This is a genomic window from Vibrio cyclitrophicus, from assembly GCA_023206055.1.
Taxonomy (GTDB): domain Bacteria; phylum Pseudomonadota; class Gammaproteobacteria; order Enterobacterales; family Vibrionaceae; genus Vibrio; species Vibrio cyclitrophicus_A.
Genome location: CP065366.1, coordinates 652,276 through 676,373, shown reverse-complemented (window position 1 = coordinate 676,373; position 24,098 = coordinate 652,276). Strand labels below are relative to the sequence as shown.

17 protein-coding genes and 2 pseudogenes are annotated in these 24,098 nt (G+C 39.1%); 6 read left to right on the top strand and 13 right to left on the bottom strand.

Annotated elements, in window-relative coordinates; all coding sequences use genetic code 11:
- Nucleotides 1-369 precede the first annotated feature (369 nt).
- On the bottom strand, nt 370-1,278 hold the full coding sequence (nfo, locus tag ITG09_02990; GenBank protein UPR52632.1) for a deoxyribonuclease IV: 909 nt from the start codon (nt 1,276-1,278) through the stop codon (nt 370-372).
- 326 nt (nt 1,279-1,604) lie between these two features.
- On the opposite strand from nfo, the pseudogene ITG09_02985 reads away from it, so the two are divergent.
- The 3 genes and pseudogenes from ITG09_02985 to ITG09_02975 all read left to right on the top strand — a co-directional run bounded on the left by ITG09_02985 (nt 1,605) and on the right by ITG09_02975 (nt 2,872).
- Nucleotides 1,605-1,817: pseudogene (locus ITG09_02985) on the top strand (autonomous glycyl radical cofactor GrcA).
- Nucleotides 1,818-2,006: 189 nt separating this feature from the next.
- Nucleotides 2,007-2,384, top strand: coding sequence for an autonomous glycyl radical cofactor GrcA (gene grcA, locus ITG09_02980; GenBank protein UPR52631.1), 378 nt, complete (start codon nt 2,007-2,009; stop codon nt 2,382-2,384).
- 239 nt (nt 2,385-2,623) lie between these two features.
- Nucleotides 2,624-2,872: a plasmid replication protein RepB gene (locus ITG09_02975; GenBank protein UPR52630.1), complete on the top strand. Its 249-nt coding sequence runs from the start codon at nt 2,624-2,626 to the stop codon at nt 2,870-2,872.
- Between the two features lie 3 nt (nt 2,873-2,875).
- On the opposite strand, the gene ITG09_02970 is transcribed toward ITG09_02975, so the two are convergent.
- The 7 genes from ITG09_02970 to ITG09_02940 all read right to left on the bottom strand — a co-directional run bounded on the left by ITG09_02970 (nt 2,876) and on the right by ITG09_02940 (nt 15,778).
- Nucleotides 2,876-3,355 (bottom strand): hypothetical protein, encoded by a 480-nt coding sequence (locus ITG09_02970; GenBank protein UPR52629.1) that lies wholly within the window; start codon nt 3,353-3,355, stop codon nt 2,876-2,878.
- 8 nt (nt 3,356-3,363) lie between these two features.
- Nucleotides 3,364-5,532 (bottom strand): site-specific integrase, encoded by a 2,169-nt coding sequence (locus ITG09_02965; protein ID UPR52628.1) that lies wholly within the window; start codon nt 5,530-5,532, stop codon nt 3,364-3,366.
- 17 nt (nt 5,533-5,549) lie between these two features.
- Nucleotides 5,550-7,979 (bottom strand): hypothetical protein, encoded by a 2,430-nt coding sequence (locus ITG09_02960; GenBank protein ID UPR52627.1) that lies wholly within the window; start codon nt 7,977-7,979, stop codon nt 5,550-5,552.
- On the bottom strand, nt 7,966-9,318 hold the full coding sequence (locus ITG09_02955) for a site-specific integrase (protein ID UPR52626.1): 1,353 nt from the start codon (nt 9,316-9,318) through the stop codon (nt 7,966-7,968). The genes ITG09_02960 and ITG09_02955 overlap by 14 nt, the downstream gene beginning before the upstream one ends.
- 1,035 nt (nt 9,319-10,353) lie before the next feature.
- Nucleotides 10,354-12,159 carry an ATP-binding protein gene (locus tag ITG09_02950; GenBank protein UPR52625.1) on the bottom strand — a complete coding sequence of 602 codons (1,806 nt, stop codon included), beginning with the start codon at nt 12,157-12,159 and terminating at the stop codon, nt 10,354-10,356.
- Nucleotides 12,160-13,353, bottom strand: a complete 1,194-nt coding sequence (locus ITG09_02945; protein ID UPR52624.1) for a hypothetical protein — start codon at nt 13,351-13,353, stop codon at nt 12,160-12,162.
- A 268-nt stretch (nt 13,354-13,621) separates the two neighbouring features.
- Nucleotides 13,622-15,778 (bottom strand): hypothetical protein, encoded by a 2,157-nt coding sequence (locus ITG09_02940; protein UPR52623.1) that lies wholly within the window; start codon nt 15,776-15,778, stop codon nt 13,622-13,624.
- 467 nt (nt 15,779-16,245) lie between these two features.
- Here ITG09_02940 and ITG09_02935 point away from each other — a divergent pair, with 467 nt between their 5' ends.
- Nucleotides 16,246-17,385 carry a hypothetical protein gene (locus tag ITG09_02935; protein ID UPR52622.1) on the top strand — a complete coding sequence of 380 codons (1,140 nt, stop codon included), beginning with the start codon at nt 16,246-16,248 and terminating at the stop codon, nt 17,383-17,385.
- Nucleotides 17,386-18,148: 763 nt separating this feature from the next.
- On the opposite strand, the gene ITG09_02930 is transcribed toward ITG09_02935, so the two are convergent.
- The 3 genes from ITG09_02930 to ITG09_02920 are packed head-to-tail and all read right to left on the bottom strand — an operon-like array spanning nt 18,149 to nt 19,928.
- Nucleotides 18,149-19,060 (bottom strand): stationary phase or STEss regulating sigma factor, encoded by a 912-nt coding sequence (locus tag ITG09_02930; protein UPR52621.1) that lies wholly within the window; start codon nt 19,058-19,060, stop codon nt 18,149-18,151.
- Nucleotides 19,061-19,087: 27 nt separating this feature from the next.
- Complete coding sequence (locus ITG09_02925) at nt 19,088-19,612, bottom strand: hypothetical protein (protein ID UPR52620.1); 525 nt, start codon at nt 19,610-19,612, stop codon at nt 19,088-19,090.
- Nucleotides 19,613-19,637: 25 nt separating this feature from the next.
- Complete coding sequence (locus ITG09_02920) at nt 19,638-19,928, bottom strand: hypothetical protein (protein UPR52619.1); 291 nt, start codon at nt 19,926-19,928, stop codon at nt 19,638-19,640.
- A gap of 679 nt (nt 19,929-20,607) precedes the next feature.
- On the opposite strand from ITG09_02920, the gene ITG09_02915 reads away from it, so the two are divergent.
- Both ITG09_02915 and ITG09_02910 read left to right on the top strand, forming a co-directional pair.
- Entirely contained in the window at nt 20,608-21,453 is an 846-nt protein-coding gene (locus ITG09_02915) for a hypothetical protein (GenBank protein UPR52618.1), read from the top strand.
- Between the two features lie 141 nt (nt 21,454-21,594).
- A pseudogene (locus ITG09_02910) lies at nt 21,595-21,765 on the top strand (autonomous glycyl radical cofactor GrcA).
- 79 nt (nt 21,766-21,844) lie between these two features.
- Here ITG09_02910 and thrC read toward each other — a convergent pair.
- Both thrC and thrB read right to left on the bottom strand, forming a co-directional pair.
- Nucleotides 21,845-23,128, bottom strand: a complete 1,284-nt coding sequence (gene thrC, locus ITG09_02905) for a threonine synthase (GenBank protein ID UPR52617.1) — start codon at nt 23,126-23,128, stop codon at nt 21,845-21,847.
- A complete protein-coding gene (thrB, locus tag ITG09_02900; GenBank protein ID UPR53574.1) occupies nt 23,125-24,081 on the bottom strand; it encodes a homoserine kinase in 957 nt (318 codons plus the stop codon). The genes thrC and thrB overlap by 4 nt, the downstream gene beginning before the upstream one ends.
- Nucleotides 24,082-24,098: the final 17 nt, after the last annotated feature.

The following is a 24,098-nucleotide window of genomic DNA, read 5'->3' as shown; positions in this document are numbered from 1 at the left end:
TTTCTAGGTTTCGCCAGACAAAAAAATAGCTGTATCGGCTAACTGTCCTAAATAAGGCTCTAGTTATACCTCATACAGCTATCAATAAACATGATGTGTAGGGTTCACTTGTTGATGAATCATAATAATCAGTTCAAGTTGTGTTTATCTCGATTAACCACTTTTCTGCTGTGTTCGATGGTGTCCGTGGTTATGCACGTGACGGTTTGGTGTTGGTAAACGACTTGCAACAGCAACAGTTGAAGTTTGGGTGATTGAATACATAAAGGCACCTCCTCTAAGACATCGTGAACTACATATTCACTTTAATACTATGAAAGAAAGATGCCAATTATTAGAAATAGACGGAAATAAATTTCCCCCTCTATATTACGCTTCTTCGCTCGCTAGCGTTGCTGAGCGATGAAACATTCTAAGTTGTTGAATTTCCTCTTTCCAGATCGTCGAATCAATGGTTTCCAAGATAAGAGGGATACCATTAAAGCGAGAATCTGAGCCAATATACTCAAAACAATCCCAACCAATTTCGCCTTTTCCTAAAGAATGGTGTCGATCGACTCGGCTCGCGAACTCAGCTTTTGAATCATTGATGTGCATTGCTCTTAGATAGTGCATACCCACAATGCGGTCGAACTCAGCAAAAGTATGCTCACACGCCGCTTTTGTACGTAAGTCATAGCCAGCAGTAAACGTATGACAGGTGTCTAAGCACACACCAACACGTGACTTATCTTCTACCTGCTCAATAATCTCGGCTAGATGTTCAAACTTCCAACCAAGATTAGTGCCCTGCCCAGACGTATTCTCGATCACCGCGATTACATCAGGTACAGCTTGATGAGCTAGGTTGATCGATTCAGCGATCTTCGCCAAACATTCGCTTTCTGAGATTTTCTTCAAATGACTCCCAGGATGAAAATTCAAAAGCGTTAATCCAAGTTGATTACAACGCTCCATTTCATCAATAAAAGCCGCACGTGATTTTTCCAGCTTCTCTTCTTCTGGTGCTCCTAGGTTAATAAGGTAAGAGTCATGAGGAAGAATGTGCTCAGCACCGAAGCCCAACATTTTGCAATTGGCTTTAAAGGCACTAATGGTTTTCGCTTCTAGCGGTTTTGCTGCCCACTGTCTCTGGTTCTTGGTAAACAGTGCAAACGCATTAGCACCTATTTCACGTGCACGCATAGGTGCCTGATCAACACCACCAGCAGCCGACACATGAGCGCCAATAAACTTAATATTTGTTTCCGGTTTTGAGGATGAATTATTGTTTGTCATTAAATCACTTTACACTTTCAGAATGCTTAATAAATAAAGGGTCGTATCGATTGCAGTTCAATAAAAACACAACAAATGTAGTAAACTTACAACAAATATGACTGTTAAATATTTTTTATACTTTAAAATATTTTGTGATTACTTTGTTTTCAAAGGTTTTATTGATTTACCTCAATATAATCACCTTTGTAAAAATATGGTTTTTGGTTGTTTTTTGACTTAAATCAATGTTAACCTTACTGATATTAGGTATATATTACCCAGCTCAATAAAAATCGAAAGTTAACACCATAATCAAACCACATTCAGTGGACTAGGAGATAGTTATGATCCAAGGTATTCAAATTACTAAAGCAGCAAACGATGACCTACTAAACTCAATCTGGCTACTAGATAGCGAGAAGAATGAAGCTCGTTGTGTTGTTGCTACTGCAGGTTTCGAAGCTGACCAAGTTATCTCAGCTGCAGACCTAGGCGAGTACGAAAGCCGTGAAGTTGCAATCGAAGCAGCACCACGCATCGAAGGTGGCCAACATTTGTAATATTGGAAAGCCTAACTACTAAAAAGTATGACTTAATCGCATCAAACCCTTTCTCAACAATGGATTTGATAGTCATAAAGAGAAAACAATCTCATATTTTTTATTAGTCATGTTTTTTAAGAAGTCAGCACTTAGAGTTACGCTTTAAGTCATAAAAATCAAATCAAAAATTAAAAGGAAATCCATATGATCCAAGGTATCCAAATCACTAAAGCAGCTAACGATTCTCTACTTAACTCAATCTGGTTGCTAGATACAGAAAAGAACGAAGCACGTTGTGTTGTTGCAGTTGAAGGCTACGAAGCAGACCAAGTAGTTCCATCAGCAGATCTAGGCGAATACGAATCTCGTGACGTTGCTATTGAAGTCCCAGCGAAGATCGAAGGCGGCCAGCATTTGAACGTGAACGTCTTAAAACGTGAGACTTTAGAAGATGCAGTAGCTAACCCTGAGAACTACCCTCAACTAACAATCCGTGTATCGGGTTACGCTGTTCGCTTCAACTCTCTAACTCAAGAACAACAACGTGACGTTATCGCACGTACTTTCACTGAGTCTCTATAAGAGCTAAGTAGAATGAATGATAGAGGCGCAATTAGCGCCTTTTTCTATTGTTCGATTCTGCTGGCACCATTACTAAACAACTTACTTAATCCACATCAATTCCCAATCTTGATACTTCGTTATAGATAAACGACACTGAAATCAAATTTAGATTTTGATGAATCACAACTCTATACTGATTAATTCCAATCTTTGTCGTATAGTAGTGATATTCATTGAATTATTTGGATGCACTCGATATGCAACAAGCAGAGCTTGAAATCAGATTTCAAGCAGGTGAATTAACCAAAGCCATTGTAGTTCCAGAAGCATTTGGCACAGATTGGAATCTAATGCTACAAGGGAAAAACAAGTCAACACAATACATCGTTACTCCACAACGTGGAGATGATGCTAGAAAATTCAAAACCATTGATGCAGCAGCGAAAGTTGCACGCAAAATTGGCTTTATTGAAGTGTCAGTAAAGTTTCCAGAGCTAGTTAGATAGGCGCTACTTACGCCTATATTCATTTATATTCGTTACTTCTCCGTTCAAAGAGAAGTCATCAAGTGACTTTATTGCCTCCTCTCTTTCATTGAACGGTATTTTAAAGAACAAAGCTGTTACTGTTTGATGATACTCAGACTGATACTCTTTTAGGGTGTGTTTTGCTTGCTCTGCATCCTTTTTATCACGCGCATTCTCGGCTTTTAGCTCTCCATTTAAAACCTTCAGTTTATCAACCTTTTCAGTCAAGCTCGCTACATCATCACTATGATTCTTGTTAGGGCTAGGTTTCTCTATCAACTTAACAATATCAGGGTGATGACGAAGAGCGCCAACAGATAGCCCAGCTTCCTTTTCGACATTTGACTTGTTCAGTTTTACAACACTTTTCTTTTTCAGATCTTTATGCGTGTAGGTCTGCTCTTTAATTCTAGAGATTGCATCGAGTAGTGCCTTACGAGAAGCATCCTTGTTACGTGCCATATTTACCTCTATATGTTTTGTACAGGGATTAACTGAGAGATATCATCTGGTATCTCAAAGACTTCATATGGGAAGTTTATATCAAACATGATTTTCTCTGCCGAGCGTATGTCCATCACATACTTCGAAGCTGAACTGCCATTAAGCTCCCCCGATTCCTGTAAAATTAGTAGGTCTCTCATAGCCGTCATTCGTATAGATTCCGCCTCACTTGCATTTTCAATAATATCCCAGCCACAATCAGTACATTCTGAAAGATCAATAGCAGCTCTCATTGCGCACTGCCTCTTTGTACAGTACATACCCCTCCCAATCGCATGGACATGCACCTTGCCAGTTCTGATTTCCTCTTTCCAAAATCTAGGTGAAAGTTTTCTGCCATTAATGCCTTGGTCAAAAAAGCTAGCATTCTCAATAACTTCCTTCAAAAGATTTTTACCTAACCCTCCAGCCAAGCGCTCTTTGTTTGCTAACTTGTTATAGGTGCGAGACATTACTCTAGCTGAACGCTCCTCTCTTTCCTCTTTAATTTCACCAAAAATTTTCTTCAATGAGTGTGCATTTTTTGCGTACCAACGTGTCATAGCAATGGATATATGACCCAATTGTTGCTTTAACTGTGGGAAGTCCATTAACTCTAGACCAATCAGGTAGAACGCAAAACTTCTTCGGCATTGGTGGTTTGTATAAAGAAAACTATCACCAACTTCAGGAAGTCTGCTATGTTCTGGATTAGATGCCCTAAGGGCATCTAAATCATTAGAATTCAAAACAAATGTATCTTTGTATAAACGCTTTATGGTCTCTCTAATTGTTCGTCCTAATCCGACCTTTTCAATAGGTCTTGGGTGGTACACCTCTGTTAAGGCAGCAAAGAAGGTACTGTTGGAACCTTTTTCAAAGCGCTTTCGATAAGGTCGATGGATAGCGTTGAGAACATGAAAAGCCCTAAAGCCTGTCCGATTTGTTATATAGACGTCATCGGCAGTCTGAGAATCTAGAGTCAACTTCTCCTGCTTTGTTGTAAGCGCATAAATGGTATTAATTCCTATTTTAATATGATCCTGAGCACCATACACGGGAGATATTCCAAAAAGCTCACCAATTCTCATACCACTTAATGCCATCACTAAAAATGCCGCATTGGAATTAAGAGCACGAATATACTCTGAAAACTCAGACCTAGCTCGAATAGACTTCGAGCCAATTTTAACCAGAAAATCGTCCCAGATACTTCTAGCTTTAGAGCCATTCCAGTTTGCGCCAACACAACTTGCCCAAACATCCTCCCACAACGGCTCATGCTCATTGTCAATGATTGGAATACCTTCACTTTCAAACACCTCTCGGATATTGTTAGCTTTAGAATCACTTGGAATGGCGCTTTCCAGTGACAACTCACCTCTTCTAACTTTTCTCATTAGTTCAGACTTTACTGAACTCGAATGAGTCAGGAAAACTTCAACTGCATTTTCAAGCTCTACTCTATTTTTGTATGCTTCACTGATTTGGGAAATAGCGCAATTCACCATTTCAAAGTAAATCCTGAATGGGATAGCAAAGTGTTGATCAGGCGGTGACACTGGCAAGCTAAAATGTTTCGGCTCCAACGATTTATTTATCTCAATCTGGATAGGCAATGACTCTTGGCACTGAACCAACCTGTTAATCGCAGATAAGACTTTATTCCCCTTAACGTTAATGTTCAGACCGCTCTCTTGAAGTCGAAATATGGCATCTTCATCAATATCAGAAAAGCTAGTAATCCCAATTTCTGTAGCATGTTTGGCTATCACTGTGAGCTTGCTAACCGTATCAACAATCGATGTATATGAATATTTACCGTAATCTGTCAGCAGTTCTACAGCAGCAAAGCACTTGATTTCATTGCGTATATTTCTTGGCAAAATATAACCATCAAAGCCTTTCCTTGTTGAGTGGTTAAATAGCAGGCGATTTGTTTGATAGCCGTCACCTATCTGGCTTAGATCCCATACATTTTGCTTAAACAACACGGGAAATTCAGAATCACTAATTACCGAGAGAGATTCCAACTCATCCCAATTTCCACGCTCAATTGCTGGTAAAAGTACATCATCAACATAATCAGTATCGATATCTTCAACAAATTCTTCAAAGCTAACTTTTGCGCCACTCGCTGTTTTAATAGTTTTCATAGTGTTCCTAAATCATTCTATCCATACAAAAAATAACGACCATTCGCCTCAAGCAAAGCCTCAGCTTCTTTCAGAACATTTTCTGAGATGTTTTGAGATACGATTTCTTCAAATGACTCGATTCGCTCTTCCAGCTCCTCATTTTCAGGATGAAGATCAGCAGCATCAATTAGTGACTCTATAAATGACAAAAGTTTATAGACCTGATTAGGTTCATCGACCAGTTTGGCATTGAGGCACTCATGGCATTTATCAAATTGATAGCAATGGAGTTTTGATGAGTCATCTATGACTCCCATTTTTTGTGCTGCTGCCTGAGCTAGCTTATCCTCTTGACCTTCGAACTCTGGCTTACCATCGCAACACGTACCATTGGGGTTACTTGCTTTCCCTCTTTTCTTGTATTCATCAAAAGAGAGCACTTCAACCTTCCAGTTATCCCTAACCTTTTGCTTCGCATCTTCAAGCTCTACACCTTTCATAACCAGCTCAATTACATCTAATGCTTGAGCGATAATCTCGTTATTTAGCCCCTGATGACCATTAGCATAGTGCTTTTCAAACACTCTTTTAGAGTTCTGAAGGATAGCCATAACTGTAAGTTCAGAACCATATCGATACTCATTATCCGTTACAGTTTTTCGGAATCGTGTAGAATTTAATGTGCAAAAGAAGTGGCTAGGTGCGAGCCCTATCATCGACAGAAAATTTGCAGTAGCGGGATACGAGTTAAAGAAGCTAGTTTCACCGATCCGTCCTTCTGGAAATAAATAAGACACTCCCTTGGCAGGATCAATATTATAATTTGAATTATCAATACTTGATTTTGAAGCGTGCTGATTGCCCTTTTTACGTTTTCTAAATAGAGGGTTTCTTTCTGTTGCCCAGCTCTCTATTTTTTGAACAGCTGGTAAAAATACCTCATCAAAATAAAAGGTAATCACAGCGTTCTGAACTCCTTCTGATTCTGAGCTTATCAATACTGAGGTACACGTCACTGTGATCTTCCCATTCTCATCAGGTGCTGAATATAGCAGTGGCAACTGAGCATATCTTAATGATTGAGCCGTGAAGCATTGCATGAACGCAACAGAGAGACGTAGCATCAATGAGGTATGTTGATTGCTGGTAGGTTTGTAATACTTTTTAGACTTTGAAATACGCCTAATACCCTCATCATCAACAACCCTTTTGACTTGCTCAACATAACTGTGTTCACAAAGCGAATTAATGCTCTCCGCCAACCTTTCCGCTAACCCGACACGCTTATCCGCAAATAGCTCTAACTTTCGTGGAACGTTATCATTTTTAAAGTCAGTTTTAAGTTCTTTAAGTAAGCCTTCATTATCTCGCTGATATAGCAACAAGCCGTACTCATCAGGGTTAAATTTTGATGATAGCTTCAGCAGCATGTTCAGAAATGCAGCCCCTGTCCGTTTATCTACTCGTGCAGAGACTTCCTCTAATTCAGATTCGCCAATAACCCCTGTAACCTCCTTCGCAGCTCGACCTTTAAAGCCTTTAATGATGGCGTATTTTGAAACTTTCCCTTCAGATTTTTCCTTTATAAATTCAATTGGTCTTCGAACGGATGTAACTACAGAGTCATTGAAAGCCGTATAATGGCAAAAGAGGTGATAACCAATTTCCATTGTAAAATTAAGTACTTGATTGAGCGTCATACCTTCTAGAAACAGTAATTCCACATCAATATTTTGTTTTTTCGAGCTAAGTGTATTCTTAACTATGCTATAGACAATGCCTTTTGAATCATCGGAAAAACGCCCCGACTCTTGCTCTGCAATTAAGATAGGAGTAAGTAAGAAAAACTTATCATGCAAGCGTCTGAGTGTTGTTTCATGTTCATTTTTGCTAAAATTTTCTAGCGCCTTTTTAGGCATCCCTGCAACTGAAAAGTTTTTTAAGCCTTTGTCCCAATCAAAAACATCTAAATTTATTTCAGAGAGGGCATACTTCAGAAGTCTCTTTTTTCCAGCGGCAGTTTTTTCTGTTATGCCCTCTACCTGTCCGTCATCGTACATGTAGGGGTGGTTATGCTGACGCTCTGCGGATTCAACCAACCTCCACATATATCCCTTTGCACCAAAATATGACTTCCATGATTCTTTAGAGAATGTTTCAAGTTGCTGCCTATCTGCGTGTCGAATAAATGACCGTAAGATATAGAATACTTGTTGCCCCGTACTAACTCTGCCTAACTCAAAGTGCTGTTTAATTTGTCGTTTCAGCTTATCAACCAAGGTTAGTCTTACACCGCACTTAACCTTCGGTTGCTCAACGTCAGCAAATACATGGTCTAGGCATGCAATATCAACCTTCCGACTAACACCTTGCTTGGTGTATTTTAAAACATCACTGTCATATGGAGATTCTTTTCTCTTATCAAGGTCAGAAACGTATAAATCCGAAATGTTACTTTTCGCCATGAGCAGCCTCCTGTGCTTCCTGATTCCTTCTCAATGCGGCTTCCCTGTAGAGCTTTAGGTCTTTTAAAAAATCGATATAAACCATAGTGTCTGTTGATTCGCTGTGTCCCATAAGGCTTTTCAGTTCGCTGAAAAAGAAGTCCAATGGCAAGTCAGAATCTCTCACTTTTTGCAGTAGAAAATCTGTTGCAAAAGTTGCTCGTAAATCATGGAACCTGTAGTACCAAGTTGTGTGAACAAGTCGAATTTCAGATCTCAGATCTGACCAAATTCCTTGAATTGTATTTGGGCGAATTGACCCTAGGAGAGTTCTATTACTGAGAAATAAGCGTGGCTCAAACTGGCTCCCCTCGGACAGCGTGCCTAACGAATCAACTATGCTTTGTCTACCTTCTGAAATCTTATAGTCATAGAGTTCTGTCATTAGAGATGCTGGTATTTTAGTGACTCTTGAAAGGTCATTCTTAGTTTGGACACCATTTGATGTATTTAGCGCTAGTTCGCACTCGACCTCGCCTAAAGATGGTTGATAGATTGCCCCTTCGTTCAATGAGGCAACTTCTTTAATTCTAAGCCCTCCTTTGTAAGCCAACTCAATCATTAGTCGATTACGCACCGAAAACTCAGCTCGATTTATATAAGTGTCGAGAACCTCTAATTCATACTCTGGTAATGGCTTCAGTTTCTTATGTGGTGGGACTTTTGCGGAGCGAGGGAACTTATTCATGACACTAGTTGTTTGAACCACAATCTCATAATTTCTTTTTGTGTGGCTCAACATATCTACATTCTTGTTAGATTTACGAGGTATTCGCTTCAGTGTGAATTCAAACGGTTTTACTTTATCAGACCAAACTAGTACACCTTCTCGATTCATCCATTTGTAAAAATCGACAACAAATCGCATGTACGTCTTCGCTGTAGACAAGGCGAGCTTTAACCCTGCTTCATGATCACCGATAACACACCGAACAAGAAAATCAGCAAATTCACACCCAACACCATCAGAAGGATCTGCAAATACATCCCAGTAAGACTTATCTGTTAAATCAAGCCATCGAGTAAACATCAGCAGGGCTTGGGCACGAGTAGCAATAGACTGGGTCTTACGAGCGTAGACTGTTAGATAGAGGTTTTGTGGGTATACCAATTTACCTAGAGAAGTAACGATCTGAGGAAGTTTGTTTTCTTTTTTCTTAGAGCGAGACGGAGCATAAGGCTCAATCTCACCTTCACCACTAACTCTAACTTTTAATTCTGGGTATAAATCACAGTTAAGAGTAGTGAGAGCATAGGAATAATATCCTTTACTATCGGCCCCCTCATTTCTATTAATCAAAAGTTGTTTACCACAGGAGTGGGAAAGTCATTGACCAATGGCAGCGGTAAAAAGGTTGTACTACACCAGCTTGAATTTTGGATAAGGGGGACTTGAATATTAATCACTCGAAAACTCATTAGATATGAAATTACAACCAACATATCACAAAATGGCTTCAGCAGCAATATTTCCAACTATACAGCACGCTAAGACCACTGGTCAAGTGTTTTATTACATAAACATCAAACTAGAGCGTAATCGACTAAAGAAAGCTACTTACTCACTTACAATAGAGTAGGACAAAGGTATGACGTAAGCCCTTTAAAAAAATAAAACAACCACCGAATGGTGGCTGTTTTATTGGCTACAACAGCCTGCTCACTAACAAACATTGTAAATATTTAAAGAGGTCTATCTTCTTTGTTGTATTGGCGTAAGACCGATTTAACGTGATATCTCACTGCAACCAATACACTAACACTTAGGGTTAAACATAAACCAAAATTAGCCATTAACAAATTCAACCATGTGTGAAGCTTCCTTATGGTGCATTTCACTACTATACATAGTTAGCCATTTACCACAATGTTGATGAGGATAGCTCAAGATAAACGGATGAATTGGAGTTAAACTCAGAGATAATCAAGCAGTCTAATCCTAAATAAATAAGTAACTCAATCCTAAATAAAGAAGTAACTGTGGTTGATTGGATAACTTGACCGTATCATTCGAGTACCTTGATGAGAGGAAGTAAGTCAAAAGGGAACGATTTTCTACCTATCTAATCAACAAAGCCCATAATGAGGAAAAGTGTGCTAGAAATCATTGATAGATATGGCCATAAATGCTCAATGGGAGCCCCCAAAAAATGCTCAATGAAGGTGGATCCAGATGCCTAATCCGAGTAAATCAAATAACATTTAATTGTTTAATAAATAAAAACTTTAGTATTGGGTCACTTCGAAATTTCATTAAACTTTCTTTGCTAACTTTTATGAGTAAATACAACAGTGCTACTAATGCACTGAATAACATCTACGACGCTAAACTGCGTTATTCCTCTTTTTTATCTGTGAGTCCCCAGAGTTCCTCAAGATCAACATCATCGCTAGCAGGACGGCTTTCTTTGCTCTCAATGTAATCTACTTGCATTACAATTGGCAAATCGAAAGCAGTGCCAGTTACAACACATGCGCCCTTCGATAAGTTCGGTATCAAACTTTTTGACATTCGATCTAACGTACTAATTGTGTTGTCAATTAAGAACAAATCCTTGTCATTTACAAGCCTATGGATAAAGAAGTTGTGAAGCTGAGACATTATCGTTGGTGAAATATCTGCTGGTCTCTGGCTTGATAGTGTAAGGAACATCCCAAACTTACGCCCCTCTTTGATAATCTCTTCGAACATCTCCAGCCTGTAATCTTTCCAGATCTCGTGCTCACGATTTGACTGCTGCGACAAAATATTATGTGCTTCATCAATAATGAAATGCAACGTATTTTGAGGTGGCGTTTTGACATTATCTCTGTGTTCTTGATAAAACATCTTCGCCAACAGCAAAGGCACTATTTTCTTGGTTGCTTGATTGCATCCTCTCAATGAAACAACATTCAGTAGTTTGAACTCATCATTTACATTTTCTTTGACGTTAAAGATTTTTCGTAGGTCATTCACAGCACTTTCAACTCTCTTCAATAGAGGCTGAATGTGGTCAAACTGGATATGTCCGTATGATAAGTCTCTAAGTAGTTGAACGTTAATTCGCACCACCAATTCATCTAATGCGTCAATTTCTGTTATATCTAAACGGTTTAATATTGGCCTTATGTTGTTACCAAAATCTTCTTGGGAGTCAAAAAAATCCCAGTTTTGCCTCCCTACAATTTTACACGCAAACTTTGAGCTCTTATCATACCAAAACAAGTCATTTAGCTTGTGAATGAGAGGGGCGTCTGAAAGGTGTTCTGCTATTACTTTAAGATGAACCAATGAATCTCTACTTTGTGCTGGATTGACAAAGCATAAGTAAAACGTTCCTATAATGTAGTCTTTTAAGCTCTCACCTTTATCTTTGTCTTTTTTCCTTCGCTCAATAACACGGTTAATAAACGGTGTCTGTGTGTTCGAAGTTGCCTGAAATAACAAGGCTAATATTTCAGTACTCCAAAGCTGCTCACTAGCCAACGGCAACTTTTCACCTACTTTTTTACCAGTGCTTAGGTTGAACGTTCTCTTATTGTCAGGATCCTTGATGAGTTGGTTACCAGTGTATTCACCGTTAAAATCAATTAAGAGAAACTGACTCTTATCTTTCAGATTTTCTTCAAAATTGGAAAATAACTCAGCATACAGCCTAGTTAGCGTGTTGGATTTACCACTACCAGTGTTACCAAAAATACCAATGTGGCTATTAAAAACCTTGTTCCAAGGAAGTGAAACAGGTAGATCTTCTTTCAACATTTTTCCAATATTGAATGTCCCATCTGTTCCTTGACTAAAAATGCTGACCACTTGGCGCTCGTTGAGCAGGTAAGATTTGTCTTTGATCATCGGCATTAGTTTAATACCGTCTTTGAACTTACTCTGTTCAAAGTAACCTATGGGTTTGGCTTCTACCTTGCGGATATATTGAATTTTGTTGTCTTCTAGTTCAAATCGCTTTTCATCAAGATATTCTCCCTCAATGATGCAAACAATGGTGCAAAAGCCACGCTTAACGCCAATATATTCACGTATAGAAACACCCCTGTACTTCTTTCCATCGTGATACATAGTTTCCAAGCTTGATTCATCATAGATGCGCAGAGTGACTTGAGTACCTCGAACCGCAACGACTTCACCGACGTTAATACCCATTTATTCGTCATCCCTAAGTAAATCAGCATTGAATACTTCTTTGTTGAACTTAGTGAAGTCTAAATTTTCACCGTCAAATTTGATTAATGTGACGTTTTTGTAACCACCAAAGTATCCACACATTGTGTCATGCTCTTTGTCGTTAAAGCAGCAAATGAATACTTGTAGTTTGGAGTTGGACAGTGAACGTTTAATCAAGTTGCGGATGTGCTCGTCAGCAAACGAAAATGCGAAACTAATTAGAATCGAATTTTGCTCTTCCAAGCGATAGCTTAGTAAGCGAAGCATTTGGTAATAATGCTCCTCAAAGACAGTTTCATGAAACTTCCATTTGGTAGGATTGACAATAGGGAGTTTGTCATAGGATTCCCAAAATTCTGTTCGAATATCCTTATTAAGCTCCACATTGAGAGCAAGTAGATCTTGCGTTGTTTTAGTTTTATCGTTGAGAATATCAGTTAGCTGTTTAAGGTTATCGCGAGCTTCTTCTGGGATTACCACCGCAGTATCAAGAAAATTATAATCAACCTTGATTGTGTCTTTTAATTTACGCCAATAAGCAGAGCCATGCAGGTTGATAAAGTTTATTTGTGGAATATCAGATGAGTTTCGTCCGAATACACCAGATTGACAAACGTAATTATTGAAATTGCGTGCTGATAGAGTTCTTTCGAGGAAGCCACTTGAACCGTCATTGATGTAGAATTCAAGATTCCCTTTCTTAATAAGCTTGTCTGCTACTAATGGTACACAGCCATCGTAGTTAGTAGTGAAAAGGTTACAACGTCTTTGAAAGTCATTCTTCTGCTGTAACAGCCTTACAATAGAGTCAATGAAGACTTCATAATTTTCGATAGTCTCTTTTCTTAGTTCTATTTTTTCACAGACCTTACACTGATCGTCGTTTGTACATTCTTCATCATGAGGAATATGGACGTCACTAAGCTGAAACTTACAGACTGGCTCGATAATGTTTTCGTAGTAGTACATAAACAGCAAAGCATGATGATCCTTATATTGTTCCCCAAGATGAGCTAGCTTAGTTGCGAGTGTTTCAATTGTTTCGTTCTTTTTTTCATCATCAAAGTCTTTGAGAGGGAGCCATAGGGTAGGAAATAGACCACTAGAGGCTCCAGCACCGATAAGAAAATTTAGTTTGTGTTGGTAGATTTCGTTTAAAGGTATAGTTGCCATTTAGAATCGTTACTGAATTGATAAACGTATGGTTTCATAGTAAATGTATTAGATAATTTCAGTCAAAGAGCAGTGCATAGAAATGGTGCATATATCTGCTTTAGCACACAATGGGACAAATCTGAGTTAGCGAGATTAGGATTTTGTTAGAGTTGATACGCCGAAAGGGACACACACCATCAATAGAAATGTGTGTCACCTTAATCGCCGCTAAGGTTTTGCCCGAAGTTTTTTTGCCAACATCCAGTTTTAGCTAAACCGACTCCCATTACAACTCAATAACTATACTTTCCGGTCGACCTAATTGAGAGTAATACATTGTTTCGGTTAAACCTATATCCTGAACTGTCATGTCGACCGTTTCTATCGGCTTATTAGCAACTTCGCTAATTAACTTTAAAGATTCATCATACCAATCTGGATGAATCGTATTTATTAAGAAGCTACACTGAATATGTAGTTCCGTATACTCTTCAGGTGTAATCCATTTCAGCTCGTCTCTAAACAACATTAAAAAATCGGTGCAAAAGGACATGCGTAGAAAGCCAGTAATAAATGTACGCCATGTTAATACCTCTACTCTCATTTTCTGAATAGCTTTTAGAAAAGCGCTTATTCTATATACTAATCGACCAACGAAAATGGCAGATTTAATTGCATTTACAGGTAATAATGTACCCAGTACAGAGATACTACCTCTAGCAAGAAATGAGTTTGCAACTGATGCATGTGATCCGGCTAATGCTGAAGTTAAGCATGCACTAAGAATAACAATTGGTGGTGATATTATCGGCAGGTGCCAAATGTCAACTTGATCACCACCAATTTGTAGCCAACCATGTGAATCAGCCCCTCCATGATTTCCATGGCAATCCATTATTAAAATACTTCCTTTAATTTCGTTAAGGGCACTTACAAACTCGTCTTCAGATCCCACATCTACAATTGTTATTTCGATGTCATCAACTAACTTTGAGTAATGAGTTAGTGCCTCTTCGAGCTTATATTTCAAAGGATCATGTTCTCTAAATGAACGGATTACAGTGATGTTTAGCAACTCATTTTGTTTAACGGTAACGTTGGCAAAATTAGTACAATCTTGAAGAAACTTGTTACCCGGTGTAGTAGGGATTTTAGATGTTTCATGTGTGAACATGAGTGGTATTCGATCAAGAGAAACCCAATCTAGATTTATGTCTGAACAAAGTGTTATTGAATTAGAATTTTGAACGATAAAATCAATAAGTGGCTCATCAATCTCCCCCCTCATTTTTTCAACCAAATCTTTGAATTTTCGATCAAGCTTTCTTTTTGATTTATCTGTACCAGAAGAAACTAAGCTTTCAATATCTTTAAAATTACCATGGAAAAAATTTAATGAGTTAGCTAGACGAATTGCTGGCACACAATAAGAAGTACATAACATATTGATCGCTGCCGATGACAAACGTAATTCACTCTGTCTGGTTGAAAGTATCATTTGAAAAACTTTGTTTTCAAAAACTTGCTTAACATCTTCTTTGTTGAAGTCTTGCATGTTAATTCCGGAATAAGAGTTATTTCTAAATACTCCGTCAATTAGAAAATCTCGGGCTTTTTTATTTTTTAAATCTCTTCTAATTCTGTTCCAAAACTGATCTTTGAAGTTATACAGATAAGTGAAAATGCTAGGACAGTATAGGACTATGTCTGATTTTAGTGATGTGGTTTTATACTCATTGGTTAAGGAAAGAACTGTTTGTGAGGTATCCAGAATAGCTTCAATGTATGGTTGACGTTCATGACTTCCTTGTAAGACATTTGTACCTGAGAGGCTGTAACCAAGTGAGTATAAGACTGCTTCATTCGCATTTGAAACAGCATGGCTATACGATTTTTGATCTAGTTCTATCAGCTGAGTAGTTCTTGCTACTCTTGATGATAAGAAGTCTTTCGACTTTTCATTTAAGTCGCCATTTTCTTTTAGTAAATTGAATCTTTCCGCAATTTTTTCATCCAAAAGAAAAGGAGTAAATTCATCCCCTAACACAATGTCGCAGATATCTGACCAGCCCACGACTAACAGCGGATATTTTGAAGCTTTACCAACATCCTTAACATACTTAGCACTCTCTTCATCTACGCAGTAACAAAATATAAATGGATGAGTTTGAAAGACTTCAAACCATTTTTTAAAGGCGATTTTATCAAGCAAAAAATTATTGCTTACAGATAAGTTTATGCGATGTTGTATGAGCTCTTCATGTGAAATGAATAGTTCATTTGCTGAAGTTGGAAGTATGCTCATGTATTCAAGCAATCTAGAGTGGTGACTAGAAATCAAATCGAGCAAATAGCCTTGAAAAGGCGATTGATCTTTAATGTCTTCTGATCGCGGCATTATCAGCACATGCAAAATCGAAGTTTCAACAAGGTTAGGATACATAAATAGCGCTGTAAAACTGTTAAAGAGCTCTATCTTATAGGTAACGACAACTATTTGATTATCCAAATTGGGATTATTCTACATATGTCATAAAAAAGTACTGAATTTCATTGTATTTAAGTATTCGAATGAACTTTTACTCTAACTTGAAAGGGGCGTTTTCGAGCTAAAAAATGCCAAATGTTAAAATTCAGATTGTGACGTTTTTGGACAGAAATCATTTAGATTCGAACGCCTAAATACCAACCGCGACATTAGTTTATGTGTGCTAACTTTCGACACCCAACCCCACCTTAAGTACGAAAGAGTTTCGCAATCTACAGTCTCTAGCCACACCTTTCATTCCACCTAAATATCTGTGATAATTACAAAAATCTAGTTTTACTAAGGCTTGGGGAAAGCCCCAAAATAAATTGATCACCTACCAATTTGGGGCCTTGTAATTTGAGTAAAGGTACGAAGACAGTATGGATAAGGACACAAACTTTTTTACGGCATCGCAAATAGCTAGGTCTATTTCGATTCCATTTTCTGATATAGAAGAGATGCTAGACCCCTACATATACTTCAAAGGCCTAATTTTTAAAGGTGACAAAATCAGTTATGTTGACGGTTATTTTATAGTTCACAAAACTGAAGTCGTTGGTCCCAAATTTACCCTAGAGGAAATCGAAAGTGGCTATGCGATCTGTGATCCGGATATGCCAGTTTTTAATTTCGTAGTTGAGGTTAAAGGCACAAAATACAGCAATAACGAGGAATTAATTGGGAATGTTTACCTACTAAAAACTAAGACCGAGGTAGAAGATGAAGCATTATTCTCATATGAACAGCTTTGCAAAATAGCATCAGAAATTGGATACCCTAAGCCAATCGAAAAACTTCAACTTCTCGCAAAAGACCATGCTTATGATGTGAAGGTTATCAACCAAAAAAGTAACTTTACTTTAAGTGCTGCCGCAAAAATAGCTGCGAATATTGAACCTACGACATCAATAGAAATGCCATCACAGAGGTACTCATACAATCACTACCTTGAACTATTAAGCGACTGTATAAAAGGAACAAATCAGCATGGATTTAAATTGCATACAGTAGAGCTTTGGACATCATGTAATGATGAGTTCGGTGAAAGGTATTCTAAAAGTTACAACAATGGAACGTTTCTAAAACAGCGAGCAGTATTGGATTACGAGCTTACAATAATTTCAAAGCAAGAATTTTTAAGATGGTCTGAATATCAAGGATTAGATATTGGTTTGGATTATCAACCTGAAAGCATAAGCAAGTCAGTTGAATTACTAGAGATGAGACTTTCTGAATCAGAAGAGGAAATTTCACGATTAAGAGATTTACTCATTAATGAAGATTCGATGACTCCAGAAACCACAGATAATTCATACCCGCCTGAATTACAAATAGCTATTGATGCTTATGAAGAGCTATGTTTAAACGAAGCTACTCCTCCAACAAACAAAGTAATACAAGACTGGCTGAAAGCAGAAAGCAAACAGAGAGGGATCACCCACAAGGATGGTTCTGATCAAGTTCAGGGGTTGAGTCAAGTAAAGCTAGAGCGAATGGCTTCAATGATCAAATCTAGGTAGGAGAAAAACTAGGGGTAACCTAGGTAACCCCTAGCCTTTTAACAGGTAACCCCACTTGCCTAACCTCCCCTCTAATAAGTTTTAATTTACCTAAATCGACCCACAACCGACAAAGGTAACTTATGATTGATTTGATAAAGGTTTTAGCCGAGCTACCTACAGAAAACCTTCTGCTAATAACACTGATAATTTATATTCTCAGTGAACGGAAGAACTCATAGAACTTCCACCGTTGACTCGTAAGAATCAACATATACGTAAAGTAAAGTAGTAGCCTCTTTATTGGGGATAAATGGTTAAAAGGATTACTAGATTCGCTATTTATGTATTAGCTCACGTATTGAAAATTTTCACTCACAAGAAGTTCGGCTTTTGATTGACTGCAATCAACTGATTTATATAATGTGCAAATCAGTGCAGTCAGGTTGCCATCACCATTGCGACTGCTCGTAAACAAAATAGATGGCAAAGTCTGAACTCCTCTTCCTGACTCTTCATGAGACTGAGAGGAACGTATTTGAGGAGTAGCCTATGGTGAAACGAGATAATGCGGGTTCAGCATCCTTACCAAAGCTCATCACTGCTTTTGGGGGATTGTTTGTAATTTTGGTTGCAAGCTTTGAACCCGTTACAGCTTTTGTGTGTGCATTGAGTGCGACAGGATTTCTGTCACGCTTATAGGGTTGGTAAGGTAAACCCGCTCGCTAGCTCAACAGCTAGCGGGTAGCCCTCTCCTTACTGTGCTTACTTAGACTGCCCTGATCTACTCTAGATTTTTAGCCAACAACAACATTAAACTTGTAAGTCGATGAAAGAGATATTCAATATGACTGCTATCAGTAAGTTTAATCTGGCTTATCTCTGAGTGACGAATGAAGAATGCGTTTCCTATATTTGTCAAAGCCTTAGCTTCTGCTTCTAGTTCTGCTCGAAAATCAGAGTCAGATGAACAGTTGTCTAGTAAGGTGGCCAATGATTGCTTTTTTCTTTTCTCTGGTTCAGCGACTGTCTTTATGCGTTCAAAAGCGTCCCAAAGCTCTTTTAAAGCTTCATACCTAACTCGTACGTCAGTATTACAAATTTTTCTATTTGCATGCTCAAGTAGGTCATTTAGCTCCTGCTCAGATGTTTTCGGTGCTTGTTGAATAACAGAACTTAGAGCCCCACTCATAACCCTTTTAATTTGGCCGTCAGCTAGTAGCTCATAAGCCAAACCATTTCGAGTAAAAATGGTATTAACCTTCTCTAAGAAATCGGCTCGTCCAGTTGTACGATCAAACGAATCTATATGGTGATGCCTATAGTACGAATGATAACTTCCTTGTGTAGGCTTAGATACATTTGCGTAGCAAAACTGTACTAAATCTAGTGCGTCCAAATAGTTAGGAACAAACGGGATTTTTTTATGCGACCAACCATCAGGATTTTCGTCTTTTTCTGTAACAAGTGGGTATTCAATTCCCAATATTTCAGCTTTTAGAGCAAAGGTGAACCCTGTCTCATCAGTACCACAGCACCCTTGTCCATCAAGGCAAAGCTCTGGAAAATTTTCTCCAAAATATCCCGTATTGATTAGCTTTTGAATTAAAGCAACGAGCCCACACCAAACATTGTGCGGGATCTCATTGTTTGTTCGAGGCGTTGTACCTCTTTCTTGATCACTAAAGTACTTCATAATTGCCTCAATTTAGTTGACGCCTTGTTAGCTTTCATTTTTCGATTGATCAATTAGATCATTTCTCCACTCTGAAACTAAGTCGGAAAGTGTTTTATAACCATATTCTGAGTCAATTAACCCCTGAAATTCATTTATCAGAAATTCACAGTCCATTGAGAATGCTGTTAGAACACGTGTAGTGTAATTATCAGGCCAAGTATCGCTCCACTCATCTCGGTGCTTGAAATAATTGGCAGTACAATTAACCATCTCTATTAGAGAATAACCCTGAACTTTTACACGGTGATTTTGATATGCTTTTTCTTTGGTCAATTTATTGAGCCCTAAGCTGACTCGGATTTCGTTAATATCTCGTAAGCTACTGATGCAGTAAGCTTGAGCTGAAACAAGCAAAGAGCCGTAAAGAACTTCACCGTATTCGTTCATCCACACCCCATCGAACCAAGGTTCAGTGCGGTTCCTCTCAAACAACTTTGCGATACTTGCTTGGATCGTTTCCTCTACATCGATTAATGGGCCAAGGCCATAGTCAACCTCAAAAATATTCATATTGCTCCTGAATGCTAACGCCTTGTTAGATACTCTTGCTCAGTCCGATGTTACGCCTCAACACAGAGCCAGACTTTATAAGGCTCTTCTTGGAAAGTAATTTAGGATGTAGTTGGTCTTCCAAATAGTCTGTAGGTAAACCCGTGTCTTCACGAACAACCCAAGAAGCATATGGTCGCTTTTCACCTAAAAACTGCTGTCCAACAGAGCGAGGTAATACTCCCAACACCTCAGCAACAGCGCCATAAGTAGCACGCACTTCAATTTCATTTAGGTAATCCAGTATTTTCAATACTACTTCTTCTTTTTCACTCATAATGCTTGCCTATATTTATGATTTTTTCGACGTTAAATCATTGTATATATTTCAAGAGTACTTGCTGTTTTTGGAGTGTTTTAACGCAAATGCCTAACAGCTTAATATGTCGATGTTGGATGTTTATCACATCCTTTTCACCCCAAGCATACCTAAATACTGGATTGAATATACGAAGGTTTTTGTGTTTGTTCTGTGTGCCATGTTGAAACATTAGCATAGATAGGGATAAATCAAGCTAGCAGTTTTCTTATTGAAAAAGGTCTAACAAGCTTTGGGGGGAAAGTGTGCTAGGAATCATTGCTAGAGGTCACTCCAGATGCCCAACAGAGTAAGCTGAAGGTTCTTTAATCCATTTGTAAACAACAACTTAAATATTAGTTCACTACGAAGTTTTATTGACTTTTCTTTGCCCAATATTGATGAGTAAATACAGCTGCGCTACTAGGCATTGTATGTCATCTACGACGCTACTAAAGTTTGGGTCATTTATAAGCTCTGAATCGAAAACTCACGCAACCAAGGTTTAGTGACCAAACTTTGGTTCCGTAATAAGTGTATGATTCAAAGTATTTATTATACACCTGATCGGGTAAAGAGATGATAGTACTCTCACCCACGAACAACAATTGACAATACTATCAATAACTGGAAGTATTGGCCGCTTTTTGAGGGCAAAATGTCGATCCCAACCAAAAATCATCTCTTATCTTCAACGAATGAACCTATTAGTGAACTATTGTCCGTTAAAGCTACAGATCCAAATTTAACTCCTTATAAACAGTCTGCTCTGAACTCAACTTGCCCACAGAAGCTGATTCATGGCTCTAGAGTCACGCATCGTCATCTAGTTAGCAATATGACCACAGTGCCTTCAGTTTTAGAAGAATTGGCGTGGCGATTACCAAATGAGCCCATCTCAAAAGCCTTCAACGAATTGATTTATGACGTATCGCACCCCAACGAGGACGAGTTAAAGTTTCGTTTTGAATACACAGCTCTTAGTTCTACCGAGAAGTATCAAATTATGATGTTCTCAGATCTACCTATATTGATCGCGCTGCTTTTATTTTTGGACAAAAAGCAAGCATATCGTGGTGGTCTAATTATGTTTACCACAGAGGAGATCCTTATGTTGACTAACCCACGTATAACCAAAAATTTTGAACCTAAATATCAAACAATCAATGACAGTTTGTTGCGTATTTTGAATACCAAAGTTGAGTTAATCACTTCAAGGTTGAGCAGAGATCATTTAAAGCTTAATTTTATAAGATATCAAACTAGTGAGGGCTCTCCTCAGTCTCTAATGACATTTACCTTAGTAGCCGACCTAGATGTTTTCCATCAACTACTAAAATCAATATTCACATACGTATCGAGCTGGAATAGTTTGACTGGTAGTCAACGTCATAACCTGAGCCTCGACTATGGCGAATCATTTTATGATAGCGAGTTCTCGCAGGAAACGTCATCGATGAATCGTAAGATCAACAATATTTATCGTGCATATATTAGATCATAATTTGGGAGCACGGACACTCAATCAACTAAGATGAATAAAACTTAAAATCTCTATATGGTTATCTTCATCAAGAGAACATAAGTCATGATTTTATAGATCTATATAAACAATATTTTAAGTCATACTGGAGTCGCAACGTTACACCTAAACGTTAACGTTCTTAAGCGTGAAACGCTAGAAGACGCAGTTGCTCACCCAGAGAACTACCCACAGCTAACTATCCGTGTATCGGGTTACGCTGTACGTTTCAACTCTCTAACGACTGAACAGCAACGTGACGTTATCGCACGTACGTTCACTGAGTCTCTATAATTTTGTAGAGCTTGAATTAGAATACAAAAACGGCGCTCATTGAGCGCCGTTTTTATTTGTTCAAAAAAACAAATGTACGTTACGGTTGAACTCGACGAAGCACTGCTTTTAGCGCTTCAAAATCGTTATCAAGATCTTCAGACAACAATTCCATCACCGCGTGCTTAGCCAGCGGGCCCGGTAGTTCGATATCCGTACCCAAAATATCATCAACCACTTCTTTGAATTTCGCCGGGTGTGCCGTACATAAGAACAGGCCTGTCTCGTTCTCTTGCAGTTGCTCTTCCAATAGACGGTAAGCAATCGCACCATGAGGTTCACATAGGTAACCTTGAGCTTTTAGGTCGCGAACTGACTCAGCGCTCTGCTCATCAGATACTTTACCTTTACCCAAAGTATCCAGTCCCCAACCTTTCAGTTGGCAAAGCTCTTCGATACGAGGCCAGTTGTTTGGTTGGCTTACGTCCATCGCGTTCGATGTTGTCGCAACGGTCGGTTTTGGCTCCCATTGACCTGTTTCTAGGTAACGAGGAACCGTGTCATTTTCGTTGGTTGCCGCAATGAAACGCTTCACTGGTAGACCAAGCGCTTTCGCTAATAGACCAGCCGTTAGGTTACCAAAGTTACCACTTGGTACAGAGATAACGAGGTTTTCACGTTGCTCTTTAGTCAGCTGAGAAGCCGCTTCAAAGTAGTAACAGATCTGAGCCATTAAACGGCTGATGTTGATAGAGTTTGCCGAGTTCAAGCCAATCTCTTTACGCAGTTCAGCATCATCAAATGAGTCTTTAACCAGAGCCTGACACGCATCAAAGTCGCCATCAATCGCCACAGTGTGGATGTTCTTACCAAGCGTACAGAACAGCTTCTCTTGCAGTGGGCTGATCTTACCTTTCGGATAAAGAATCACAACATTGATGTCTTCCATGCCGTAGAAAGCATGTGCAACCGCCGCACCAGTATCACCTGATGTTGCAGTTAAGATAGTGATTTGACCACCATCCGAAACTGCTGCTAAAGATTGCGCCATAAAACGGCCGCCGAAATCTTTAAATGCCAGTGTTGGACCGTGAAACAGTTCAAGCGCATAAACGCCGTCTTTTACTTGGTTGATTGGTGCAGGGAATTGGAACGCTGCATCCACCATTTGGTCGATCTGCTCTTTTGGTAGTTCATCGCCAATCAATGCCGACAGAATCTTTGAGCTACGAGGGACAAAGTCCTCTGCTAGCAACGCATCGATATCATCAAACTTTGGCAGTTCAGATGGGAAAAATAGACCTTGATTACGACCTAAGCCTTGACGAACGGCTTGGCCAAAAGAGACTTGTTCATCATTTTCTTTGATGTTGTACAGTTTCATAACTCACTTCCTGTAACGATCGAACCCTGCTTATCTAGGCGACAAACGTGAACGAATCCTTCTTCATTTTGTACGTAATTTTGTTCTAACCAGCGTGCAACACGCTCGGCGACATCTTGTTCTTTGCAAATGCTAAATAGAGTTGGACCACTACCAGAAATACCAGTAGCCAGTGCCCCAGCTGATAGCGCGTATTTACGAGCATCAGCAAACCCTGGAAGCAGTTTCTCACGATATGGTTCAGCGATCACGTCTTTGATCATCTTCGCAGCCAGTTCAGGTTGACCTGAATGACACGCGTGGATAAAGCCCGCTAGATGGCGGCCATGAGCAATCACATCTTGACGGCGATACTGAGAAGGCAAAATCTCTCGCGCTTCGGCCGTTGAAACCTTAATGCCCGGATAAGCCATTACCCAATACCAATCGTCAAAACACGGGACTTCTTGGCTAATGATGCCTAACTCTTCAAGCATAAGCTGAACGCCACCAAGGTAACATGGCGCAACGTTATCGTAGTGAATACCGCCTGAAATCTTACCTTCCATTTCACCCATCAGAGCAAGCAGTTCAGTTTCATTCAACGGTTGACCATGAAAACGGTTCAAGGCATCAAGCGCCGCGACAATTGAACATGCACTCGACCCTAAACCGGATCCAATAGGCATGTTCTTCTCTAGCGTCATCTCTAGAGGCTTAACTGAGATACCTTTCTTATCTAACTCGCGAGAGAACACAACCCAGCAATCATAGACAATATTTTCTTTGGTTTCAGTTGGCAGCTTAGAAACAAAACTGCCTGCTGTTTTAAGTGAGAATGGTTCATCACTTGCTTTAACCATAACTCGGTCACCCAGCAGTGTGCCATCCACTGGAGACACTGCGGCCCCCAGCACATCAAACCCTACACTGACATTACCGATTGATGCAGGAGCATAAACGACAACATCCATATCACTTGAACTCATTC

Excerpts from the sequence above, each read along its gene's own strand:
- ITG09_02950 (UPR52625.1), bottom strand. The coding sequence starts at position 12,159 with ATGGGTATTAACGTCGGTGAAGTCGTTGCGGTTCGAGGTACTCAAGTC.
- ITG09_02945 (UPR52624.1), bottom strand. The coding sequence starts at position 13,353 with ATGGCAACTATACCTTTAAACGAAATCTACCAACACAAACTAAATTTT.
- ITG09_02920 (UPR52619.1), bottom strand. The coding sequence starts at position 19,928 with ATGAGTGAAAAAGAAGAAGTAGTATTGAAAATACTGGATTACCTAAAT.
- ITG09_02965 (UPR52628.1), bottom strand. The coding sequence starts at position 5,532 with ATGAAAACTATTAAAACAGCGAGTGGCGCAAAAGTTAGCTTTGAAGAA.
- ITG09_02970 (UPR52629.1), bottom strand. The coding sequence starts at position 3,355 with ATGGCACGTAACAAGGATGCTTCTCGTAAGGCACTACTCGATGCAATC.
- ITG09_02975 (UPR52630.1), top strand. The coding sequence starts at position 2,624 with ATGCAACAAGCAGAGCTTGAAATCAGATTTCAAGCAGGTGAATTAACC.
- ITG09_02915 (UPR52618.1), top strand. The coding sequence starts at position 20,608 with ATGTCGATCCCAACCAAAAATCATCTCTTATCTTCAACGAATGAACCT.
- ITG09_02940 (UPR52623.1), bottom strand. The coding sequence starts at position 15,778 with ATGTATCCTAACCTTGTTGAAACTTCGATTTTGCATGTGCTGATAATG.
- ITG09_02925 (UPR52620.1), bottom strand. The coding sequence starts at position 19,612 with ATGAATATTTTTGAGGTTGACTATGGCCTTGGCCCATTAATCGATGTA.
- ITG09_02960 (UPR52627.1), bottom strand. The coding sequence starts at position 7,979 with ATGGCGAAAAGTAACATTTCGGATTTATACGTTTCTGACCTTGATAAG.
- ITG09_02935 (UPR52622.1), top strand. The coding sequence starts at position 16,246 with ATGGATAAGGACACAAACTTTTTTACGGCATCGCAAATAGCTAGGTCT.
- thrC (UPR52617.1), bottom strand. The coding sequence starts at position 23,128 with ATGAAACTGTACAACATCAAAGAAAATGATGAACAAGTCTCTTTTGGC.
- thrB (UPR53574.1), bottom strand. The coding sequence starts at position 24,081 with ATGGATGTTGTCGTTTATGCTCCTGCATCAATCGGTAATGTCAGTGTA.
- nfo (UPR52632.1), bottom strand. The coding sequence starts at position 1,278 with ATGACAAACAATAATTCATCCTCAAAACCGGAAACAAATATTAAGTTT.
- grcA (UPR52631.1), top strand. The coding sequence starts at position 2,007 with ATGATCCAAGGTATCCAAATCACTAAAGCAGCTAACGATTCTCTACTT.
- ITG09_02930 (UPR52621.1), bottom strand. The coding sequence starts at position 19,060 with ATGAAGTACTTTAGTGATCAAGAAAGAGGTACAACGCCTCGAACAAAC.